The following is a 21,552-nucleotide window of genomic DNA, read 5'->3' on the forward strand; positions in this document are numbered from 1 at the left end:
ATTTTCCGAAATTGCGTAACCTCTTCCGAAATTAGGAGACCTCTTTCATAAAGAAAACAAGTGAACGATCCAGTTCATCATGGAACGGGATCGTTCGCCTGCCAATGGCATAGAGATTGCTGCCGAAATCAACATGGCCAAAGCATCCGGCTCCAAAGTACTCGTAAGGAATGTCGATTTAAGCTCCGGCACTAGCTCGGCGTAATCTGCCATCATTCGATGGTAGCGAACTCAGCGGACCGATGCAACGATGATCATGACCTTCTCCCCTTCCGAAATTCCCGAGGGCCGGACCGAATATGTCCCCACGGCTGCTGGAACAATGGCAGTTTCGGCATAATGAACATCGAAAGGAGGAAAAGCATCGGTTTTGCTGTAGATCGTAATTTGCCCTCCTTCAACTAGGTTCAGCACCTGTACGCTGTCCTTGCAGGCGATCTCTACCTCCTGCGAAAAGGTGTAACGGAAGGTCTCGATAAATTGCCGCACATGCAGGCCGGTTCGCTCCACTTTAAAGTGTTCGTTTTCCTCCAGCACTTTCCCCTGTTGAATGAGATTCTCCTTGACCCAAGCGGTGTCCCAATCCCATTGGATATTCTTTAACCCATGCTCCAAATGGGTAGGACGAGGGAGACCATCCAAGCCTACACGTCCCCAATCCCAAAGCTTAAAGGTAAAAATATAAGGGGTCGCGCTAATCTCCAGCACCATCGTGTCCTTGCCTGAGCAGTGGATCGTACCTGCAGGAATAAGCAAATGATCATGCTTTTTGACCGGGATTTTGTTGACATACTCCTCTGCCGGAAAGGGCGCCTCTCCACTTTTCGCGCGGTACAGATCGCTCGCCATGCGTTCGCTGTCCACATTTTCTTTGAGTCCCAAATATACGTAAGCCTCTCCGTTTTCAGCTGCATCCAAAATATAATAGCTCTCATCTTGGGTATAGTGCATGCCAAAGGTCTCTTGGATGTATTCGGTCAGCGGATGTACCTGGAGAGACAAGTTCCCGCCCCCCATTGTGTCCAGCAAATCAAAGCGGATCGGGAATTCCGCCCCGAATCGGGCGTGTACTCGCTCACCCAGCAAAGGACGGGGGCAGAACAGCACCAGGTCCATCGCCGGAATCTCCAAGGTGACCTGCCCGAAGCGAAACTGAAGGCTATTCTCTTCGGGTACCCCGTCAAAACTCCAGGCATAGTTCGGCGGTCCGTCGGGGAGGCCAAAATTCTCCCGCATCCACTGCCCGCCCCATACCCCCGGATCAAAATATGGCTTTAGACGGAACGGTCGCGAAGCCGCCGATTGAAGAGCGGCGCGAAAGGCGTTCCCGGTAACCATGTTGGGCTGCCCCGGCGTGGTGGTTTCTATCAGATAGTCCAAGCTTCCCAGCAACTTGGCTTTATGCCGGTCCGCCATGCGCCATTCGACAAAGAAGCCGCGTTTGTATTTTTCCAGAATGGGTGCATCGGGATTGTCGGCTAGCCAGTTCGTCATTCCCCGGCGATAGCGCAGCTGGATTTCCCAACGGGGCAAATCGAGGTATACGAGCAAATCTCCTTTGGTGACGAGCGACGCGCCGGTTCCATAGAGAAAGATTGGCCCATCGGATCGCTCAATTTCTGTCCGCAATGCATCCAGAGAGGCGGGGTCAAAGCAATAATCCAACTTGCCGTAAAACATCACACCAAAAACCGGATCCGGCGGAAGGCTGGGGGCAAAGAGCTGTTCTAGCTGCTCCTGCGGCAACAGGCAGGTTTCGCAGTCCACCATCCGCGCTGGAGACAAAAGCGCCAGCTCCCTAGCCACTTCTTCTTTGTCCGTGCCTGGATAACAATCAAAAACGAATATACGGCATTGATCCATTTGCCGCCTCAGCTCTTCTCGGATGGCTTCCCATCCCGAAAAAGCATGGTCATCCCAGCCCGGGATGTCCAATACCGGCTCCAAGTCATAATTGCGGTATTTCGTGTTGTTCATATCTAAGTGCTCCTCAACGATTAGATGTAGAATGCGAGCAAGCCCTCGTTATAAGCCTCGCAAAGGCGCATCGCTGCTTCGGTTGTCTGTTTTTCCTGGCTGGACAGTGTAAAAGCAAATTCATAAAAGCCGCCCAAGTCAACCTTGAAGTTGGTCTCCCAGTAGTTGTTCATGACCCAGGCAAAGGTTTCCCCTCGGTTCAGCTCCCAATTGTTGCCGTCGCATAGCTGGATCGGTTTTGCTTCCAGGGGGCCAAACGTCAGCAAAGGCGTATCTTTGACAGCGACCAGAACCTGCCGTTCGCCAGCTTCCATCACCAATCCGTTTTGGATCAGATAGAATTCCATATTACTGCCGGGCAGCTGATCAATGCCCGGACGAAGGATGCAGCCGGTTTTGTCCACATACTTCACCTCATCGTCGCCCGCCGTAAATGGCAGTGACACATAAAGGTTTTCCGGCTCCCACACGCTATCCTTGTGAATGCGCACCATCGCTTCGATTTTATTAATCTCCCGGTACAGCTTCAGGAACACCTTGTAGAACCGCGTGCCCTCTAGGCTGTAGTCGAGCTGCAGCGAGACAAACAACGGCCCGCTCTCAACAATTTGGATATCGGTCAGGTGAGCTTCATACCGTCTCGTTGCCGGGGATTTACGGTTGCGTCCCATTCGCCGGCGTTCCTCCGTCGGGGAGGTGCGGATATCGGTCACCTCGTAGATTCCGCTAAACGGGGCGTAGATCGCGTCCTGCCGGACCAGATTTTTTCCGGTCTTCCGATCGATGATCGAGGTAATCCCCCGCTTTTGATCAAACTCCACCCGGTAGAACGCCGTCTCCACGCAGGCCACATCCTCGCGCAACACCCCAGGCTGCAGCACATCTTCAACCCCCTCCGCGCCAATATGGGCATGGCTCTGGGAGGTGCCATTCGGATAGCGACCAGTCGCACGAACCCCGACGTTGCGTTCCTCCTTGGGCTGCACCTTAAGAGGGATTTCGATTTCGTAGGCCCGGGCGATACGCTTCACCTGATGCGGGATCACCTCATTTGTTGCCAAATCAAACACTTCGATGGGAACATCCAGGCTGTAGTTCAACCCATCAACATACTCCCAAAACTCGATATAGATTTTGGCGGTCGTCTCCAGCGGAATGTCGTGGGGATTGATAATTCGATAGTGCTGCGGCCGGTCTTGCCGGATGGCCACCTCCCCTTTTTTCGCTAAAATCCGGTCCAGATTATCCGCTACCTCAGTGTTGCCATTGATCGCGTAAGCAGATTTTTTGTGCTCCAGTTCCCCAACCAGAGTTTCCCAAGGTTCCGACACGGAGGAGGAATAACCCCAGGTGTGCTCGCTGTAGAGGATCAGATTTTCCGCCGCTTTCTGCATCAACCCCGCATCCCCCAGAGTGGAATCGGGATCCAGCTTTTTGCAGAGATCGTACTTGCGTTGCCCCTCCCGATACACCTTGACAACCGCCGGTGTGGAGCCCACGCCATCCGCCCACCAATCGTTCCAATCCCCCTGGTACACCGGAATGTCCTTCCATTCTGCTTCCAGACGATCGAAAAATTGGTCCAGAGTAACCATCCGTACTTCCAAGGTTCCGGCGTACTTCCGGTTCAGCAAGTCAACCCGTTCGGCAATCTTGACGTTTGGCGGGGCATTGTCCGTGATCGCGCCCGAAACCATGAAGGGCACAAAATCGCCTGGATACCCCTCGGCCTCCAGATTTTGCAGATAGCGCTCCAGCCGTTCATCGAGAATGGCTAACTCCGTTTGCTCCGTATCCTCGGGGCTGGTCGTAAAGAGCTGATTGCCTCTCATTTTCTTGCTGATTTCATCGAAAATCATATAAGTCGAAGCTGCGTGCGGCGAAAAGCAAAGCTCATTTCCAAAGTGGTAATGCTCTCCGTTCCAAACCAGCACCTTCTTCCCAGACGGCCCTTGCCAGTAGAACGGGGTCTGTTTTTTATAAAGAGGGAACATTCCGTGATGGGGATGCAGACAGGAAAACAGGCGTTCCACGCCGCACTCCTGCAGCACATCCGCATATCCCCAGGCAAACCCGTTGATATCGGCGCTCATTCCGCTGCGGATGGGATAACCGATCTGCTCGCCATACTTCTTCGCTTGAATCGTACAATCGTAGAGAATATCTCGACTAACCAGCTCGGTTAAATTTAAATAGTTGCCTGAAAGGCCAATCCGTCCTTCCCGCACATATTTTTCAAAGTCCGTAATATAGTCCGAAGGCGCATGGTCATAGAAGTTTTTGACCTGCCAATGGTTTTCACACTGCCACACAAAGCCTTGGCGAGCTTCATTGCCGGTGCGATCAATCTCTCTCAGAATATCCACGGCCTGTTTAATAAAATCGCAATGATAATGGATAATTTTATCCTGCCGCTCGGTGTAGCCAATATCGGTGTGTGAGTGATGAATGAGGAAGACTTTCCATTTTTTCGATAGTTTCATAAAGCCACTCCGTTCATTTAGGATTACTTGCTCTGGTAAGCATAGCCAGCCTCAAAATGTTTGTTCAGCAAGAAAAATAACAGCAGCGTAGGAATCGATGCTACCACGCAGGCCATAAGAATCACCGGTACATTCGCTTTGTCCATTAATGAAATCGCAGCCATCACTGGACGAATCTCCCGGGATTTCGTGAAGGTCAGACCAAACATGAGCTCATTCCACACCCAATTGAACTGGGTAAGGAAGATAACAGCCAACGGGGCGGTAGACATGGGGACAAAGATATGCCCTAAAATTTGCAGGCTGTTGCAACCATCGATTTTTGCCGATTCACAAATTTCCTTCGATATGCCAAGAAAATAATTCCGGAGCACAAACATGCAGAAAGGCACGCAGATTGCCGTATAGAACAAAATCATCCCCAATTGGGTATCGTACAGCTTGGTGGCCGTCAGTCCCTTGTAAACCGGAATCAAATAGATCTGGAACGGGAAGATCGTTCCACTGTAGATAAATAGGAACCAGAACATCGGCCGTTTGATCTTGAGATGGGAAATGGCATAGGCGGCCAGGATGGCGATGAGGACGGCTGCCCCCGCCGAAACAGAAGCATATAGGAGACTGTTGACCATCCCCTTCACCATGCCGAAGGCGCCGGCAATTCCCTTTAGATTTTCGGCCAGGCTTATTCCCTTCGGCAGATCCCAGAAGTTCCCCAGATTATATTCCTGCTTCTTCTTGAACATCCCGATGATGGCGAACAAAGCCGGGAATATCCAAAAAATCGATAGAATGATCAGCACCGAATTTACGGCGATTCTTCCTTGGCTTACTTTTTTCATAGGATGGGCTCTCCTTTCACGCTTCCTCAGGCCGTCCGGTCGGTGTCTCCGAAGGTGTTGCGGATATTAAAATAGGAGACGATCAAGATCATGATGGTGAGCACCACAGCCACTGCCGCACCGACACCGAATTTACCGTGGATAAAGGACTCCTGATACATCGTCAACGCCAAGGTTTCGGAAGTTCGGTAAGGCCCGCCTTTTGTCATGACCCAGATCGAGTCAAACACCTTAAAGCTGTTCACCAAAGACATCAGCAACACCACCATCGTGGTAGGCTGGAGAAGCGGGAAAATCACCTTGGTGTAAAGCTGAATCGTCCGCGCGCCTTCGATCTTGGCAGCCTCAATAGGGGAAGCGGGAATGGTGGTCAGCCCGGTAATGAATAGAATGGTGTTCAAGCCAACGCCCTGCCACGTTCCCATCAAAATCATGATGAAGGTATTGACATAAGGGATGGCCAGCCAATCGCGAACCCAGCTCTTAAATCCCAGTAAGCCAAACAGCTGAGGAATGCCGTATTTCGAGAGAATGGCCACCATGATAATGCCCCCGATGGTGCTCGACAGTGCCGTGGGATAGTAGAAAATATTTTTAAACCCGCCAACCCAGGAACTGTTCTTAATAAAAACGGCCAACAGCAGCGGCAGCGCTAAGGTAAACACAAGGGAAAACACAACCCAGATGACCGTGTTCATAAAAGAAATTTTGAAGTTCACATCCTGAAACAGATGGCGATAGTTTTCTATGCCCACAAACCGCATAGCGGAAAATCCGTCATATTCATAGAAGCTAAGACGAACTGTGTACACTATGGATGTGGCAAAGAAGACAGCAACCAGCAAAACCGCCGGCAGCAGATAAAGATAATTCGTCCAAGCGAAGCTGCTTTTCTTCAAAGGAACCCCCTCACTCCTTCGTAATTAAACCGAATACTTCATCCGCCTTAGCCTGGATGGTATTCAGCACATCGTCAATATCCGCGCCGCTGTACATAAAGCGAGAGAGCTCATCAATGGCCGTATTGCGTAGATCCTCGGGAGTATTTTCATAGAAGCGAAGCAGGAGCTGGTACTTGGAAGAATCTCCGGTCATATCCAAAATGCGCTGAATGGTTTGATTTTCCACGGATATCGTACTAATGTTGGCAATGCCGTGGTCGTTGACCATCACCATTTGGGTACCCGGTTTGTAGAAGCTGCGCAGAGCGGCGAGAGCCTGTTCTTTGGAGGAGCTAGCCTCGGTCACGACAATTGGCGAAGCTTCAAAGAAGATCGTCCCCTTGCCACCCCTCATGCTAGGCAGGATAAAGGCATCAATATGGGTTCCGGGCTCCATGCCGTAATCGTTCCGTAAACCAGTAACGGTTGGGCTATCCTCCAACATCATCGCAACGACGCCTGTCGCAAATTCTTTATGGAGATCGCTGTAGACGATGGGCTCTCCAAAATAACCTTTATTAAACATGTCTCTCCAGATCGCCATCACTTCCTTCACAGCCTCATCCGTATAGGGCTTGGTGCCATTGCAAATATCGATATACAGCTGAGGATCGTAAGCTGCAATTAATTGCTGGAACCAGATGAAGCTAGCCCAGGAGTCGTTCTTCAAGCCAATCGGGGTGACGCCGCTGGCCTTGATCTTCTCGCAGGCCTCTAGAAACTCTTCGAATGTCGTAGGAACTGCCACGCCGGCAGCCTCAAATACTTTCACATTATAGAGTACGGACATGTAGCGGAGACTGTAAGGAGCAGCGTAGACCTTGCCGCCCACCGTGAAAGCTTCCTTGATATCTGCGGAAACACCGTCAGCGATGTAGTGATCCCATTCCGCAGACAGATCTGCCAGCTTGCCGTTTTTGGCCAGCGTTTCCAATTGCGGACCGCTCCACCAGGTGAACAAGCCTGGAGCCCCAGGATCATCGATCGTTTGTTGGATCGCAGTCTGATAGGCGGCTACATCCGGGTAATTGGTAAACTCCACCTCGATCCCCGAATCGTTCTTCCAGGCTTCAGCCAAACGAGACGCCTTTTCTGCATCGCCCAGTTTATCCAGCCAAAACTCGACTTTTCCGCCAGTCTGAGTAGGTGTATTCTCGGATTTAGCTGTATTTCCGGTGTTTCCAGAGGTGTTATCGGAGGCGTTCCCTCCACCACATGCTGCAAGGATTCCCGTCATTAGGAACATGGTAAGAAATAAGGACATCATTTTTTTGCCAGACATCGATTTATCCTCCCCTTGTTTGATCTGTACAATGACCCCGCGGCACGATGTGCAGCATCAAGCGGGTTTGTAGACTAAACGCGTTTGATTCCTTGCTTTACTGCCGTTGCCTGATACCCGTGCAAGTAAGCTGCGCCAATGAGTCCGGCATCATTGTTTAGTTTGGCAATCGTAATTTGTGGCAGCGGAACTTGCTTGCAGTACACCCCCTTTTTTACATGGGCAAGAATGGGCTGCAACAGATAGTCGCCTTCGCTGCTAATTCCACCCCCGATTACAATCATCTCAGGCTGAAACATATTAATGATGTCGATAATCCCCTCTGACACAAAAAAGTAGTATCTGTCCAGCAGCCTTATGGCTGCGGGATCGTTTTGTCTGGCGGTATCAAAAATGTTCTTCCCGTTAAATTGCCCGGAGCGCCTCTTCACCTCGGCCAGAAGGGAATGCGGAAATTGCGCTGCCATCTCCTCAGCCATACGAACCAGTGCCGTGATGGAGGCGTAGGATTCCCAGCAGCCTCGTCGCCCGCAGGTGCACGACACCCCCCCGGACACGATGACCATATGCCCGATCGCATTTGCCGCCGAATTAAATCCGCTATGAATTCGTCCGCCAAGGATAATCCCCCCGCCAACCCCTGTGCCAAGCGTGACGGTAACCGATGAGCTTGTTCCTTGGGACGCTCCGCAGAGATACTCGCCCAATGCAGCGCAATTGGCATCGTTGTCGATATAGACTTCCTTGGGTACATAGTTCTGCAGCGTTTTTACAAGCGGTACATGCTCCCAGGCAATATTGTTGGAGTAAATCACTTCTCCCTTTTGCTGATCCAAAATTCCCGGGCAGCCAAGGCCAATCGCCTCAACCTCATCGAGTCGGATTCCAGCTAGGTCCAGAACAGAATAAATGGAATCCGCGATATCACGCAGCACCTCCGTATAGGGCCGTCCCCCCCTTGTATCAAAGCTTACTTTTGAAAGAATGGTCTTATCCTCTCCTACCAGCGCACATGAGACCTTCGTGCCGCCAATATCCACTCCTATCCGCATAACAAAATCCATCACTCCATTCGTATCCCCGCAGGTTATAGGCAGATTGCTTGATGAACTCGGTTCCGAAACCTTAAAGAGGCTGCGATTTCATGCGGGAATAGCAAATAGTAAATATCTCTTACTAATAGGATTATAAAATCGCTTTCAACGGGATGTCAATACAAAATCAGTAATTTTAAAACATAATATTTTCTTCGATATAGCGTATATTTTAAAAACCAACCGCAATTAATAATCCACGTTTACTATTTGTCCTTCCGGATGCGATATAAACTACAGAACTGTTGAGAAAACTGCTATAGCACGAACCTCACATAACTGTGATATAATACGAGTAATATACTTTGAAATTGTAAAGGAATACCTATTCTTACATATGGAGATGGCATCAATGCGGGGCGTAAATCATCAGAACATGATCGAAACCAATAAGTTTCTCATCTTAAAGACCATTGCCACATGTGGTCCAATATCCAGAATCGAGCTGAGCAAAAAAACTCAGCTAAGCAAAATGACCATCACTTCGCTGATTGCTGATTTTTTGGAGGAGGGAATCGTCCGCGAATGCGGGACTAGCGCTTCAACCTCGGGACGGCGCCCAACCTTGTTGGAAGTCGTCCCCGACAGTTTGCTGACGCTAGGCATCAGCGTAGGCCGGGATTATTTGCAAGTGGGAATTATCAATCTGACCGGCGCGATTGTTCTTCACAATCAGGTTCCGATCGGGCAATTTACGACCGAGGACAGCTTTATCAACGGCTTGCTGGCCATGTGCGAGGTCATCCTCCAAAATGTCCCCATCGAGAAGGTCTGGGGCATTGGGATTGCGAGTATTGGCCCCATCAATATGACGGAAGGCGTCATCATCGATCCGCCTGATTTTAATATCGACATCATTCATATCGTTCCCCGGTTGAAGGAACGTTGGAATCTTCCCGTTTATATTGAAAACGATATGGCCGTATCCGCCTTGGCGGAGATGTATTATGGAGGCGGGAAGCAGTATAACAACTTCGTGTATGTGGGGGTCACGGCCGGGATCGGCGGAGGAGTGATCCTCAATCAACGCTTGTATAGCGGCACGAATGGATTGGCTTCGATTATTGGTCATATGATTGTGCAAACCGATGGGGAGTTATGCGCATGCGGGCAGCGCGGTTGTCTGGAGGCCATGAGCAGCGTCCGCGCTACCCTCCATTGGGCGCATCAGAATGGCGCGCCGCACGACTTAGATTGGATGCAGCTGCTCATCAAGGCAGAAACTGGCGATGCGATCTGTTCCGCCGCATTGGAGCGAATGAATCATTATCTTCTGAGCGGCCTGATCAACATCGTGAACCTATATGATCCGGAGTGTATTTTTATCGGAGGTGACCTGTGGTTTGCTAAAGACCAACTGTTTCAGCATTTTGAGCAGGAGGTTAATGCCCGCATCATCGCTGCAGGCAACCGCCGTAAGGTCCAGATCGCACGTTCAAAGTTCCCTGGAAATGCGTTTTTTATCGGTAACGCCGCCCTTGTCATGGAAAATAACCTCGAGTACCGTAGAGTCAATAGAAACGGATGATGTTACACCCTCTACTGCTCTCTCATACCGCAAAAAAACGCAAAGCGACGGCTTTGCGTTTTTTGTATATCCCCCCCTTGACTTTCCACTGCGATGGAGAGTTTATAATGGGTTCACGATCATTTCGTTAAGATGAGAAAGGAATATGAGGATGTTCAAGATCAGCGAATTCTCCAAGTTGAGTCAAGTTCCTGTCAAAACGTTACGCTTCTACGATCAGCTTGATTTGCTGAAGCCTGCTTATAAGGACCAGCAAAGCGGCTATCGCTATTATACAAGCGAGCAATTGCTTGTCCTGCATCGGATCTTGGCGTTGAAATGAGAGGGGTGTTTCGACTCAAACAAGCAGAAGTGCAGTCCTTGATCGAGTCTGAAGTCAATCGATTAAGACGGATCGAGGCCAGACTGGAACAGATCGAACGAGGCGGAACACCTCATCATGAGATCTTGGTGAAAAAGGTGGAGCCTTTAAGGGTCGTATCCGTGAAAGAAACGACGAGCAGAGCAAACATCCCTTGTTTGTTTGAGGAGATTGTTTTAAGACCAAAGTGCTCCCGGAAGTGACCGTTGCTTCGGTTAAGCATCGGAGCCGTCCGGATACAGATACGCCGGTTAGCGTTGATCTGGGTTCCTGGATTGAGAAAAATGGCTACGAAATCAGTCCGGAACTTCCCAGCAGGGAGATCTATTTTCCCCGCGAGATGAACGGGACGCTGTTGGCAGGGCGTATCCTAAGTTCCTTCGCTCACGGCACTCTCTTCGGCACAATTGTTGTTACTGCGAAAGATCTGGCCCGCCCTGGTCGGGAAGGGAGAAGTATCGCATTTGTTAGCTCAGGGTTAACCGTATCCGTCATTCTAGGCGCTCCGCTTGGAACCTTGCTGGGGCAACTGTTGGGTTGGAGATTCCCTTTTCTAATCATCACGCTTCTGACAGCGATCGCCTGGATCGGCGTGATGAAACAGATTCAGCCTCTGCCCCGACCAGAAGGCATGTCATTAAAAGGGCAGCTACGAATCTTTAATGTTGACCACTGCTAAGGTCGCTATAATGGAAATGCCGTATACTCCTATATCGGAAATGTACTGAATGCAATACCTGTGCAACCAATTTTAAACTAACTCTCAACCCTTCAAAGGAGAAAGTCCATGTTTAAAGAATCTAGAACTATTGTTAAATGGACACTTATCTTTGTTTTTTTCTTATTAGTCATTGCCTGTAGCAAGAACAATGAAGTTTTGAAAGGGATTGTACACACGGTAGATGAAGAGAATAAAAAAATTTTAGTAATTTCACACTTAAAAAAGGAAGACCTGAGCAAGAATTACAAAGAAGTATTGGAATCCAATGAGTATTCTCAAGCCATCTGGGTAAATAAAATTACACCTTCAAAATATAAAAAAGGTGATGAGGTTACAGTGTTCTTTGAAGTAAGTGATGATTCATTTCCAGCACAAGTTACCGCCAAAAAGATTACAAAAGACAAAAATTAGGCAATGGCAGATACAACATCCATTGAATCAAACAATCACAAAAAAAGTCCGCGAAGCTGTCGCTTTACGGACGGATTACGAGATTTATTATTTCGCGTACTTATTCCTGATCAAAATAAACGATTTTCCCCGTTTCCGCGGATTGATAGACCGCCTCCAAGATCTGAGACACGATCATCGCTTCCCTTGGTTTCACAAGAGGTTCCGTGTCGTTGACGATGCTGTGAATCCATTGTTTGGCTTCATACTCGAAATCGGTCAACTTCTCCCCGCGGAACAGTTCTCTTGCGTTTGGGTCCACGTCGATTTCATTCACGAACAAGCTTCCGTCTCTTTCGCCGTTGATCCGCAGTTTACGGTTATTAAAGTCCGCCCCGCCCTTCGTGCCGCACAGCAGGTTGCCTCCGCCGTCTGCAATATTCAGGGCCCAGCTCGTTTCAATAATCACCGTAGCCCCATTTTTGAATTTCACGTAGCCAAATGCGGAGTCTTCGACTTCGAACTCATTGGGATCCCAGGAGCCCCATTCGTTTGCGGCATTTTCGGTGTATTTCAGCTTATGGAACACACTGCCGACGACGCTTTCCGGTTCATAGTTATCCATCAACCAGAGGATCAGGTCCAGGGAATGAGTTCCGATATCGATCATCGGGCCGCCGCCTTGCTTCTCTTTATCCAAGAACACGCCCCAGGTTGGTACACCTCTTCTGCGAGTAGCCACCGCTTTGGCGAAATAGATATCTCCCAGTTCGCCATTTTGGATCATCTTCTTGAGCAGTTGGCTCTTGGCGCTGGATCGACTCTGGTAACCGACGGTGAGCTTCTTGCCGCTTCGCAAGTGAGCTTCATACATCGCTTTTGCCTCAGCACCCGTGACCGCCATAGGCTTCTCGCACATGACATGTTTGCCGCTTTCGAGCGCATCGATGGAAATCGAGGCATGAGAACTATTGGGGGTTAACACATGTACAACCTCGATCTCTTCCAGCGCCAGCAGATCCTTATAATTCGTGAACACCTTGGCATCCGGCGTACCAAATTTCTTCGCGGCAGCTTCAGCTCTTTCCGGGATCAGGTCGCAGAAGGCTACCATCCGCACATTGTCCACCTTCGCTAAACTCGGCATATGCTTGTCATTGGCAATGAGTCCGCAACCGATGATCCCTACTTTTACCGTTCTCATCCTTTCCCCTCCTCCGCGCTACTTGAACTCCACCGTTCGATTTTCCTTGTGGGCGATATAGGCTGCTTCCAGGAGCTCCGTCAATTTCGTTCCATCTTCCAGTCCGAACGGCATCGGCTTATCCTCAAGCAAGGCATCCACCCATTGAATGATCGGGAGCGGCTGCGCTGCAGGGAGCTGTGTTGGCGATATCCATCCGGAGAAGGGGAAATCGAACTGCTTCGAAATGACTTTTACATTCGAATCCGAGATGATCAACGTGCCTTCTGTGCCATAAATTTCAAGTGCAGAAGGAGTACGGTACGTCACCAGGCTGGTTTCGACCAAGGCAACCGCATTGTTCGCAAACTCGATGGAGCATTGCGCATTATCTTCTACGGCGCGCTGAGTGAAGTAATGGAACATGGAGGTGATCCGTTTCGGCTTCCCTAAATACCAGCTGGCGAGATACATCGGGTGACAACCTAAATCCATCATCGCCCCGCCGCCGGCTTGCTTCTCATCATACCAGTACTCCGGAAGCCAATTGTTTAATGCCCCGTCATGCCCGTTCCGAATGCGCAGAAGTGTCACATTCCCTAGGATTCCGTCATCGAGCAGCTGCTTTGCGAACAATTCCTGCGGTCTCGTGCGGGCCGGGAAGGAGATACAGAACTTAACGCCGGCCTCACGTACCGCTGCCGATATTCGGTCACATTCCTCCGTGGTCAGCGCCATCGCTTTCTCGGTGAAAATATGCTTGCCGGCTTGCGCCGCAGCCACCATGACATCAGCGTGCATGCTCGTAGGGGCATCCACCACTACCCCATCCACATCTTCCCGCCGCAAAAGAGTGTCCAAATCTGCCTCAAAGTCCGCGTCTAATCGGGCCGCCCATTCTCTGCCGCGCTCCGGTTCTTCGTCCCAGACCGCAGTGATCTTCACGTTCCCATGGGATTGCAACGTTCTGGCATAATCCTCTGCGTGCACATGCCATTTGCTTAACATCGCCACGTTTAACATCCTCGTTCCCTCCTTCATCTTCAGGATGAGAAGGGGTTAGAACCCTACATCATCCCGTTCTGCCGCTTTTTGCGCCACAAACTCTGCCATTTCCTCTACGCCCGCATCTCTAAATTTCTCTTGAACTTTATGCAGCATATTTAAGGCTTCTTCATCCGACGAGGCAAACAGTGCTTTCTTAAATTCATCATCAAAATTCAAGCTGCTGGTCTTATTGACGTATTCCTCATATTTTGGCCATTCTCTCGCGAGGTAGCTGGCGCTGACCTTGTCGATGATTTTGATCGGCATTCTGGCCGAGAAGCTCTCCTCCAGCTTTTGCCACTGCGTTTTTTGATCCTCTGGCGTTGGCCAAGTGACGGAATCGGAGAAAGCGCCAATGAATCGTCCCGGAAGGAAATTCAGCCCTGCGTCTCTCTTCAGATCCGGATTCTCATCAAATTGCTTCTTCACATCCGGAATCCATTGCGGAATCCCGTTTTCCAGCGTGTAGTGCGTGCCTTCAATGCCGTAGTAGGCAAGCAAACGTCCTTCCTCACTGTTCACATAATCAATGTAACGCAACGCCGCATCAGGATCTTTGATGTTCGCGCTTAAGAACAGGACGGGGAAGCCGGAACGTCCGGGTTTCTCGACTTGCGTCCGAATTTCTCCGCGCTTATTCTTCATCGGTCCAAGCAGCTCATATTGCATTTCCGGATTCGTCTTATACAGCGTCTTGGACAACTCCGCTAACATCGGTTGAGCTCCGAATACAGCGAGCTTGCCTGTCGTCAGCTTTTCGTTTGCGGTTGTGCTCGTATTACTGAAGGCTTCAAGGTCAAACAAACCTTCGTTTAACAACTTTCTCATGTAGAACAGCCGCTCTTCATGATCCTTGGATTGCGTCCAATGGATCAGCTTACCGCCTTCTTCACGGTAGTCCGAAATGTTGTAGTCTGACCAACCGGCAAGGAATTGGCCATAATCCCAGCCATTCCACATCGTACCTGCCGGAATGACCGGTTTGCCGGCAATATCCTTAAAGCCGCCGTCTCTGATTTTAACCAGCAAATCATACAGTTCTTCTTGCGTATCGATATCCTCGGCTTTGACATTTAACGCCTTCAGAATATCTCCCCGGGCATAAAGGCCATAGTTCCAGTTATGAATGCTCTCAGGGGTTCCGTCTGGAGTTTCTGTAGGAATGAGATAGGTTTTTCCTTCAAAATCCGGGCTATTCAGATCGAACTCGTTAAAATCCTTGGCGATCCCGGTTGTCACCAGTCTTTTTACATTCGGGTACTTATCCAGATAAGGTGTTAAGTCCAGAATCTGGCCTTCCATGGCCGCCTTCTTGATAACTTGTCCTTCTCCCCCGGTCGTCGACCAGAATGGGGCATTCACGATATCCGGAACTGTGCCGGAAGCGAAGATGGTGTTCAGTTTCTCTACTTCGCTGGTCGTGATCGATTCTAGTTTTAAAGTGACCCCGGTTTTTTCCCGGATTTTTTGAGCTACGGGATTATTCTCCTGATCTTGCGGGAAGGCGCCTCCGCCGCCATTCCAGGCGCTGAGGTACGTTAAGGTGACAGGCTTAAATTCTTCGGCACCCGTCTCATTCACGCTACCCGGTTCGTTCGAACCCGAGTTAACCGTGCTAGCCTCCTTATTCCCGCCTGACCCTGCGCATGCCGTCAGCAGTAAGGCGATCAGTGTGATGATAAAACCGCTCCTCAACCCGTTTTTGCTCATACGCTACTCCCCTTTCAATGAACATTTTTTATATAAAAGGCTTAGCCTTTTATACCAACTACTCCTTAAGCGAACCAACCAATACGCCTTTCACGAAATACTTCTGGAGAAATGGATACACACAAATGATCGGTGTGGTAATAATGATGACGAACGTCATCCGCAAGGCTTCCGGAGTCACTCCCCGCAGCTCCAGCTGGGATTCGGTCATGTTCTGAATCGCAGAACCGCTGTTCCCCGACGACGAGGTCATCGACTGGAAGGAAGCTTCACTGATCATTTTGTTCAGGAATGTCGCGGCAGGGTGTAATTTCTCATTTTGGATAAAAAACTGCCCGGTGAACCAGTCATTCCACACCCCTACCCCAACAAACAAGGCAATGGTCGCCAGCACCGGCATCGAGAGCGGCAGGATGATTCTGGCGAATACGGATAACTCGCTGGCACCATCGATCCGGGCCGACTCTGACAAAGCCTCAGGAATTCCGTCAAAGAAGGTTTTCATAATAATCGCGTTAAAGAAACTGTAAAGGGAAGGCAGCACCAATACCCAAAACGTGTTGAGAATGTGGATTTGCCGGAACAGGATAAAGGTTGGGATCAAGCCCCCGCTGAACAGAGTGGTAAAGAAAAAGAAGAAGACGATATACTTTCGGCCCGGCAAGCCTTTCCGCGAAAGCGCATAAGCCAGCAAAGCCGTCAACAATACCGAGCCAACCGTAACGATAACGGTTCGGGTCACCGAAATATAAAACGAATTTAAGATCAATGGGTTGGTAAACGCTTTTGCATAGTTCTCTAACGTAAAGACTCTAGGAAAAAAATAGATTCCGCCCTTCATCGCGTCGTAGCCGTCATTAAACGAAAGGGCCAGGAAATAGATAAAGGGATACAGCGCCGTGGCGCAAAATATAAACAACACCGAATAGTTAAGCACCATATAGATTCGGTCCGCCGACGTCAGCCTTTTTGCCCCCATGCGCACAACCTCCTCATGCTTGCCGTTGGCTTATTACCATAGCGATACCTCGCTCACTTTTCTGGAGATATAATTGACAAGCACAATGAGCCCAAGTGAGATCGCTGATTTGAATAAACCGATGGCAGTGGAATAAGCTAATTGCCCTTGCTGGAGTCCTGTTTTAAGCACATAAGTGTCCAATATCTCCGACACGCTTAAAGTAGCCGGGGTTTGCATCAGCCAAATCTGGTCAAAGCCTGCGTTCAGAATGCCGCTGAGCGAGAAGATGAGCAGGATCGCGATCGTTGGCGTCAGGCTCGGAAGCGTAATTTTAAACAGCTTACTCCACCTTCCGGCCCCGTCGATTTCCGCAGCCTCATACAAATGCGGATCGATGTTCGTTAACGCAGCCAAGTAAATGATCGATCCCCAACCGACCCCTTTCCAGATGTCGGATATGACGACCAACGGATAGAACAATTCCGGCTTACCCATAAAGAAGATCGGTTCCAACCCCATTTGATACCGGATGTCATTAATCAGCCCAACGTTCGGGGACAGGATTTTTTGCAGCAAAGTCACGACAACAACCCACGAAACGAAGTGCGGCAAATAAGAAATCGTTTGGAACACTCTCTTGAGCCTCCGGTGCATCACCGCATTGAGCATCAAGGCCAGGATCAACGGCGCTGGAAATCCGAAAATCAGTTTGAGCGCGCTGATGGACAAGGTATTGCGGAGGACATCGTAAAAGCTGGAATCGTTTAAGAACTGTTCGAAATACTTAAAGCCAGCCCACGGGCTCCCTAATATGCCCAGATTGTATTTGAAATCTTTGAACGCTATTAAAATGCCGTACATCGGATAATAGGCAAAAATGAGATACCAAATGATCGCCGGAAGTAAAAACAAGTAGATGTGCCGGAAATACCAAATTTTGCGTAATTTACTGGATCCCATGCTGTGTTCACCTCCTAAAGCTTCGTTGGATGGATTCTAGTGACTTGTACTCCTAAGCTGCTAACTTTGCGATAGACTCCCCCCTTAGTTGCAAGCGTTTTCTTTTCTATGTGTTAATAATATTCGATATAAATGAATATATTCAATATGATATAAGAAAAATTCCAAGATATTTTTTTTAAAAGTCACCTCTAAAGCTTAATATGTGTAAATTTCTAGGAATAAATTGGTTTATATATCCATTTTCGTGTAACATTCAATATGACATAATCAATATATGTAATAAGTTTTAAATGTAGAAAAAAGCCTAAGCTTGTCAGCTTAGGCTGAAGTAATTCCGATATACTCATAAGGTCATATGACCCGAGAGGTAGCCTCTATAGGATAGAGAATCGATTAAATGCCCATACCTTCTATCAGCTCTCCCCAGTCAATTCCATCCGTCCATTTTAGCGCCGCCGGTGAGTCTGTAAAATAGTTTGTGTAAACTCCTAAACCCAGTAAAATGGAAAGAGCAATTGCGGGCCTTCATTAAGGAGAACAAGCTGGTAACGGCACCACAAGACGCGCAGAATGCTTTGAAAGAACTGTTTGCTGAAACTCTTCAAGAAATGCTGGAAGCAGAGCTCGATACGCACTTAGGCTACGAGAAGCACGAGGTCAAAGCCAAGATGACGCCAAATAGCCGAAATGGCAAGAGCAAGAAGACGATGGTCAGCGAATACGGAGAGCAGGAAATTGCAGTTCCACGGGATCGGATGGGTGAGTTCGAGCCCGTTGTTGTGCAGAAGCACCAGAAGAATGTAACTGGCATTGAAGATCAGATCATCGCCCTGTACGCCAAAGGTGTCAGTACACGAGAGATTCAAGACCATCTGCAAAACCTTTACGGTATCGAAGTCTCGCCTACGCTCATTTCCAATGTCACCAACAAAATCGTGCCTCTCATTAAGGAATGGCAGAATCGGCCGCTTCAAGGCGTCTACGCGGTCGTCTACATGGATGCGATTCACTTTAAAGTGAAGCAGGACGGGGCCATAGTTAACAAAGCGGCCTACATGGTGATTGGCATCGACCTGGACGGGAATAAGGATGTACTCGGTATGTGGATCGGGGAGAATGAATCCAGTAAGTTCTGGCTCAGCGTGCTAAATGACCTGCGAAATCGTGGTGTCCAAGACATTCTCATCATCTGTGTGGACAATCTGAGTGGTTTCTCCGAAGCGATTGCGGCCTGCTATCCAAAGACCGAGATTCAAAAGTGCATCATTCACCAGATCCGCAACTCCACTCGTTACGTGTCGTACAAGGATTTGAAGAAGGTGACTGCCGACCTCAAGCCCATTTACAAAGCCGCAACCGAGGAAGGAGCGCTGCTAGAGATGGACCGCTTCGAGGAAGTCTGGGGCGCTAAGTATCCGCTTATAGTCCGCTCTTGGCGCAACAACTGGGTGGAGCTCTCCACCTTCTTCAAGTATCCGCCTGAGATCCGCAAACTCATCTACACCACAAATATGATTGAGAGTTACCATCGGCAGCTTCGCAAGGTGACCAAGGGGAAGAGTATTTTCCCTACCGATGAAGCCCTGCTGAAAATGCTCTACCTGGCCACGATGGATGTGACACGAAAATGGACAGGCCGTGTCCAAAACTGGGGGCAGATGCTCCTTCAGCTTTCGGTCTTCTTTCCGGATCGGGTCAGTAACTATTTACGTTAGAAGCACCAAATCCCCCCTCGGGGGGATTGCTTGGAATGAGTTTACACAGAAATCTTGACAGACCCGAGTAGTGTACAAAAAAAGTTTAACTATTTTTTTGCTTCAGGTTTTTTTGAATTTATATTGGCCCAGTTAACATTTTCTCTCGAAATAATGTTTTCTACTCGCTCAACTAGTAATGCAAATGGGTTCTCAGTTTTGTAGACTCCTGTTCTCGTTAAGTATGTGTACTTTTCTTGTTTCAAAGTCTCACAAATGCTTCTGTACTCGATCCGTTCTCATGGTGTTTTGACAAGCTCATAAGTCCTTCAATAACCGCTATTGCAGCACCCAATATACCAACAGAAATAGAAATGAACGAAGTATCTTTTGAAAAACCTGATAATAGTGGGATGAGAGCAGCTAAGACAAACTCAATTCTCTTGGCCCATTTATAGTTTTTTTGATGATTTTGGCTCTTTTTATCGTACCATTCTATCTGTTGATCAAGCCTTTCTTTAAAGTAATCTTTTTCAGTGATGTCCATGGCATCCCCCTAACATATGACAAATTTACTAGTTCTTTTCGATTTAATTCTACAGTAAAAGACCTATATTGGCGATATGTGGAAATGAAATCATAGAAAAATCATGATATTTTATATAAATGCTTAATATACATAAACACGCCTAAGACTATAGACCTGTGTTCAATGGGGTATTTATCTCCTTTTAACGATTAATCCATAAACGATAACTAATGTGTACAGAAGAATTCGCCCATCTTGAAATGATCGCCACGATGGTCTACCAGCTGACGAAGGACGCTACTGTGGAGCAACTTAAGGAAGCAGGAATGGCTCCCTATTATGTGAACCACGATCGTGCCTTGTTCTATGAGAACGCTGGCGGCGTCCTTTTTACGGCGACATATATTGCTGCAAAAGGCGATCCGATTGCCGATTTGTATGAGGATATTGCTGCGGAAGAAAAGGCGCGGGCTACATACCAGTGGCTCATCGACATGACCGACGACGTGGATATCCAGGACAGCCTGAAGTTCCTGCGCGAACGCGAAATCGTGCACAGCTTGCGGTTCCGTGAAGCGGTAGAAATTCTGAAAGAGGATCGGGAGCATAAGAAATTCTTCTAATTTTTGAAATGAACTTATTTTATCGTTGAAGGGGATCTGATCATGGCCAAAAATAAACGTGGAAAATCGCTTTGGAACTTACCTTCGCGCGGTCGTGGAACGTGTCCAGTGTGCGGAAGCACACGAATCAAGCTGCTGCATGTCAAAAACACCAGTGCAGGGCAACAGCTGAAAGTTTGCAAGAAGTGCTCGAACGCCTCGCAGGAACGAATTGATGCAGCAGGCCAGCAGGCGGGTTGAAGTGAAGAGATAATAGGGAGCGCGGTAACAGGAGAGAAACGGCGATTTTCTGTTTCTCTCCTGTTTTTACGTTACTGCATTCTTTCAAAGTCTATGATTCTTCTTCCTCTTCTTGAACTTTTCTGAAAAGGTACATGGTGAAGCTGACCAGTGCTAATCCAAGTGAAGTTTTGAAATATGGGAAAACCTGATCCATATTTAAATTGAAAACATATAAATAGCTAATGTCTGTTGCTCCTTGCATCGTTTGAATATATCCATAAAGAAGTAATATAGAATTCAGTGTAAATAGAACCCCGAGTATTAAAAATAAGTCTCGAAGTTTATGTTTGCTTCTCATCAAAAATACAGCTTGAAAGAGTAAACAAAGCAGTAGAACAAAGCAACCGAACATTCCCAATGTGATAACCTCCACTTTCTAGGTAAATTAGCCTGATGTATAGGAAAAATACATATTGCTGGTTTTTTGGCCCACAGCAGGGCTATAGATATTTTGAGCATTCCAAACATAATAAGTCCACTTTAAGTTTAACTTTTTTTGACCTGGGGAGCTATAGTGGCCGATACTAAAATTTACATCAAAAGTATGGGAGGTAGTTTCTAATCTATTATTTTTAGAAAGCTCTACTTTGGTTTGTCGTACTTTTGTAGTCCCACTATTATCAAAATTTTTAAGTGTTTTGGCAGTTATTGTGTAGAATTAGTATGAGTGTTAATAATGCTTGAAACTAATGATAAACCTGAAATGACTCCCAACACACGAGAAGATGAGATTTTTATAAGTAAAGAAGAAATAGACGAACCAAATAAAAATGTAATGAGCAAATCAATCCATATAATTGGGATAAAATTGTATGTTTCATCCACAGTTTGTTGAACTCGAGTTTGATAATTAAAAGAAATAATTGCAAATATAACCAAACCGACCAACCAAATTATTTTCCAAATATAAGATGATAATTCAGATTTTTTCACTTAAGTAC

Annotated in this window: 18 protein-coding genes and 2 pseudogenes; 7 read left to right on the top strand and 13 right to left on the bottom strand. The window is 48.1% G+C overall.

The annotated features are described in order from the left end of the window. Window positions 1-231: 231 nt before the first annotated feature. The 6 genes from ACL02P_RS08815 to ACL02P_RS08840 all read right to left on the bottom strand — a co-directional run bounded on the left by ACL02P_RS08815 (window position 232) and on the right by ACL02P_RS08840 (window position 8,577). Window positions 232-1,977, bottom strand: a complete 1,746-nt coding sequence (locus ACL02P_RS08815; RefSeq protein WP_412837137.1) for a class I mannose-6-phosphate isomerase — start codon at window positions 1,975-1,977, stop codon at window positions 232-234. A gap of 20 nt (window positions 1,978-1,997) precedes the next feature. Next, window positions 1,998-4,460, bottom strand: coding sequence for a glycosyl hydrolase (locus ACL02P_RS08820; RefSeq protein ID WP_323076330.1), 2,463 nt, complete (start codon window positions 4,458-4,460; stop codon window positions 1,998-2,000). A 23-nt stretch (window positions 4,461-4,483) separates the two neighbouring features. Beyond that, entirely contained in the window at window positions 4,484-5,302 is an 819-nt protein-coding gene (locus ACL02P_RS08825; protein ID WP_323076329.1) for a carbohydrate ABC transporter permease, read from the bottom strand. 26 nt (window positions 5,303-5,328) lie between these two features. Beyond that, on the bottom strand, window positions 5,329-6,201 hold the full coding sequence (locus tag ACL02P_RS08830) for a sugar ABC transporter permease (protein ID WP_323076327.1): 873 nt from the start codon (window positions 6,199-6,201) through the stop codon (window positions 5,329-5,331). 10 nt (window positions 6,202-6,211) lie between these two features. After that, window positions 6,212-7,525, bottom strand: coding sequence for an ABC transporter substrate-binding protein (locus ACL02P_RS08835; RefSeq protein ID WP_412837138.1), 1,314 nt, complete (start codon window positions 7,523-7,525; stop codon window positions 6,212-6,214). A 74-nt stretch (window positions 7,526-7,599) separates the two neighbouring features. Beyond that, window positions 7,600-8,577, bottom strand: coding sequence for an ROK family protein (locus ACL02P_RS08840; RefSeq protein WP_412837139.1), 978 nt, complete (start codon window positions 8,575-8,577; stop codon window positions 7,600-7,602). Window positions 8,578-8,971: 394 nt separating this feature from the next. On the opposite strand from ACL02P_RS08840, the gene ACL02P_RS08845 reads away from it, so the two are divergent. The 4 genes from ACL02P_RS08845 to ACL02P_RS08860 all read left to right on the top strand — a co-directional run bounded on the left by ACL02P_RS08845 (window position 8,972) and on the right by ACL02P_RS08860 (window position 11,640). After that, entirely contained in the window at window positions 8,972-10,147 is a 1,176-nt protein-coding gene (locus ACL02P_RS08845) for an ROK family transcriptional regulator (protein WP_323076324.1), read from the top strand. A 151-nt stretch (window positions 10,148-10,298) separates the two neighbouring features. Continuing rightward, a complete protein-coding gene (locus ACL02P_RS08850) occupies window positions 10,299-10,469 on the top strand; it encodes a MerR family transcriptional regulator (protein ID WP_339302012.1) in 171 nt (56 codons plus the stop codon). A 238-nt stretch (window positions 10,470-10,707) separates the two neighbouring features. Next, on the top strand, window positions 10,708-11,187 hold the full coding sequence (locus ACL02P_RS08855) for an MFS transporter (RefSeq protein ID WP_323076321.1): 480 nt from the start codon (window positions 10,708-10,710) through the stop codon (window positions 11,185-11,187). A 108-nt stretch (window positions 11,188-11,295) separates the two neighbouring features. Further along, window positions 11,296-11,640: a DUF3221 domain-containing protein gene (locus ACL02P_RS08860; RefSeq protein WP_323076319.1), complete on the top strand. Its 345-nt coding sequence runs from the start codon at window positions 11,296-11,298 to the stop codon at window positions 11,638-11,640. Between the two features lie 100 nt (window positions 11,641-11,740). On the opposite strand, the gene ACL02P_RS08865 is transcribed toward ACL02P_RS08860, so the two are convergent. Genes ACL02P_RS08865 through ACL02P_RS08885 form a run of 5 tightly spaced genes read right to left on the bottom strand, consistent with a single transcriptional unit; the run spans window position 11,741 to window position 17,480 of the window. Then, complete coding sequence (locus tag ACL02P_RS08865; RefSeq protein ID WP_412837140.1) at window positions 11,741-12,823, bottom strand: Gfo/Idh/MocA family protein; 1,083 nt, start codon at window positions 12,821-12,823, stop codon at window positions 11,741-11,743. Between the two features lie 18 nt (window positions 12,824-12,841). Next, complete coding sequence (locus ACL02P_RS08870; RefSeq protein ID WP_412837141.1) at window positions 12,842-13,825, bottom strand: Gfo/Idh/MocA family protein; 984 nt, start codon at window positions 13,823-13,825, stop codon at window positions 12,842-12,844. A 36-nt stretch (window positions 13,826-13,861) separates the two neighbouring features. Continuing rightward, window positions 13,862-15,559 (bottom strand): extracellular solute-binding protein, encoded by a 1,698-nt coding sequence (locus ACL02P_RS08875; RefSeq protein WP_260071308.1) that lies wholly within the window; start codon window positions 15,557-15,559, stop codon window positions 13,862-13,864. Between the two features lie 58 nt (window positions 15,560-15,617). Further along, window positions 15,618-16,538 (bottom strand): carbohydrate ABC transporter permease, encoded by a 921-nt coding sequence (locus tag ACL02P_RS08880; RefSeq protein ID WP_260071309.1) that lies wholly within the window; start codon window positions 16,536-16,538, stop codon window positions 15,618-15,620. A gap of 33 nt (window positions 16,539-16,571) precedes the next feature. Further along, complete coding sequence (locus ACL02P_RS08885) at window positions 16,572-17,480, bottom strand: ABC transporter permease (protein WP_323076311.1); 909 nt, start codon at window positions 17,478-17,480, stop codon at window positions 16,572-16,574. A 518-nt stretch (window positions 17,481-17,998) separates the two neighbouring features. Here ACL02P_RS08885 and ACL02P_RS08890 point away from each other — a divergent pair. Beyond that, complete coding sequence (locus ACL02P_RS08890; protein ID WP_412837142.1) at window positions 17,999-19,198, top strand: IS256 family transposase; 1,200 nt, start codon at window positions 17,999-18,001, stop codon at window positions 19,196-19,198. 89 nt (window positions 19,199-19,287) lie between these two features. On the opposite strand, the pseudogene ACL02P_RS08895 reads toward ACL02P_RS08890, so the two are convergent. Next, window positions 19,288-19,724 (bottom strand): annotated as a pseudogene (locus ACL02P_RS08895) (DUF4231 domain-containing protein). Between the two features lie 218 nt (window positions 19,725-19,942). Here ACL02P_RS08895 and ACL02P_RS08900 point away from each other — a divergent pair. Both ACL02P_RS08900 and ACL02P_RS08905 read left to right on the top strand, forming a co-directional pair. Then, a pseudogene (locus ACL02P_RS08900) lies at window positions 19,943-20,329 on the top strand (manganese catalase family protein); the annotation flags it as partial. A gap of 42 nt (window positions 20,330-20,371) precedes the next feature. Continuing rightward, a complete protein-coding gene (locus ACL02P_RS08905) occupies window positions 20,372-20,569 on the top strand; it encodes a hypothetical protein (protein WP_339302007.1) in 198 nt (65 codons plus the stop codon). A 687-nt stretch (window positions 20,570-21,256) separates the two neighbouring features. Here ACL02P_RS08905 and ACL02P_RS08910 read toward each other — a convergent pair. After that, the gene (locus ACL02P_RS08910; RefSeq protein WP_412837143.1) at window positions 21,257-21,544 is read right to left on the bottom strand and encodes a hypothetical protein; all 288 of its coding nucleotides are present in this window, start codon (window positions 21,542-21,544) and stop codon (window positions 21,257-21,259) included. Window positions 21,545-21,552 lie beyond the last annotated feature (8 nt).

This window comes from Paenibacillus sp. MB22_1, assembly GCF_047200555.1.
GTDB lineage: Bacteria > Bacillota > Bacilli > Paenibacillales > Paenibacillaceae > Fontibacillus > Fontibacillus phoenicis.

What these genes read in the sequence shown, in the direction of transcription:
- ACL02P_RS08815 (WP_412837137.1), bottom strand. Translation starts at nt 1,977, where the DNA reads ATGAACAACACGAAATACCGCAATTATGACTTGGAGCCGGTATTGGAC.
- ACL02P_RS08820 (WP_323076330.1), bottom strand. Translation starts at nt 4,460, where the DNA reads ATGAAACTATCGAAAAAATGGAAAGTCTTCCTCATTCATCACTCACAC.
- ACL02P_RS08825 (WP_323076329.1), bottom strand. Translation starts at nt 5,302, where the DNA reads ATGAAAAAAGTAAGCCAAGGAAGAATCGCCGTAAATTCGGTGCTGATC.
- ACL02P_RS08835 (WP_412837138.1), bottom strand. Translation starts at nt 7,525, where the DNA reads ATGTCTGGCAAAAAAATGATGTCCTTATTTCTTACCATGTTCCTAATG.
- ACL02P_RS08840 (WP_412837139.1), bottom strand. Translation starts at nt 8,577, where the DNA reads ATGCGGATAGGAGTGGATATTGGCGGCACGAAGGTCTCATGTGCGCTG.
- ACL02P_RS08845 (WP_323076324.1), top strand. Translation starts at nt 8,972, where the DNA reads ATGCGGGGCGTAAATCATCAGAACATGATCGAAACCAATAAGTTTCTC.
- ACL02P_RS08850 (WP_339302012.1), top strand. Translation starts at nt 10,299, where the DNA reads ATGTTCAAGATCAGCGAATTCTCCAAGTTGAGTCAAGTTCCTGTCAAA.
- ACL02P_RS08860 (WP_323076319.1), top strand. Translation starts at nt 11,296, where the DNA reads ATGTTTAAAGAATCTAGAACTATTGTTAAATGGACACTTATCTTTGTT.
- ACL02P_RS08865 (WP_412837140.1), bottom strand. Translation starts at nt 12,823, where the DNA reads ATGAGAACGGTAAAAGTAGGGATCATCGGTTGCGGACTCATTGCCAAT.
- ACL02P_RS08870 (WP_412837141.1), bottom strand. Translation starts at nt 13,825, where the DNA reads ATGTTAAACGTGGCGATGTTAAGCAAATGGCATGTGCACGCAGAGGAT.
- ACL02P_RS08875 (WP_260071308.1), bottom strand. Translation starts at nt 15,559, where the DNA reads ATGAGCAAAAACGGGTTGAGGAGCGGTTTTATCATCACACTGATCGCC.
- ACL02P_RS08880 (WP_260071309.1), bottom strand. Translation starts at nt 16,538, where the DNA reads ATGGGGGCAAAAAGGCTGACGTCGGCGGACCGAATCTATATGGTGCTT.
- ACL02P_RS08885 (WP_323076311.1), bottom strand. Translation starts at nt 17,480, where the DNA reads ATGGGATCCAGTAAATTACGCAAAATTTGGTATTTCCGGCACATCTAC.
- ACL02P_RS08905 (WP_339302007.1), top strand. Translation starts at nt 20,372, where the DNA reads ATGGCCAAAAATAAACGTGGAAAATCGCTTTGGAACTTACCTTCGCGC.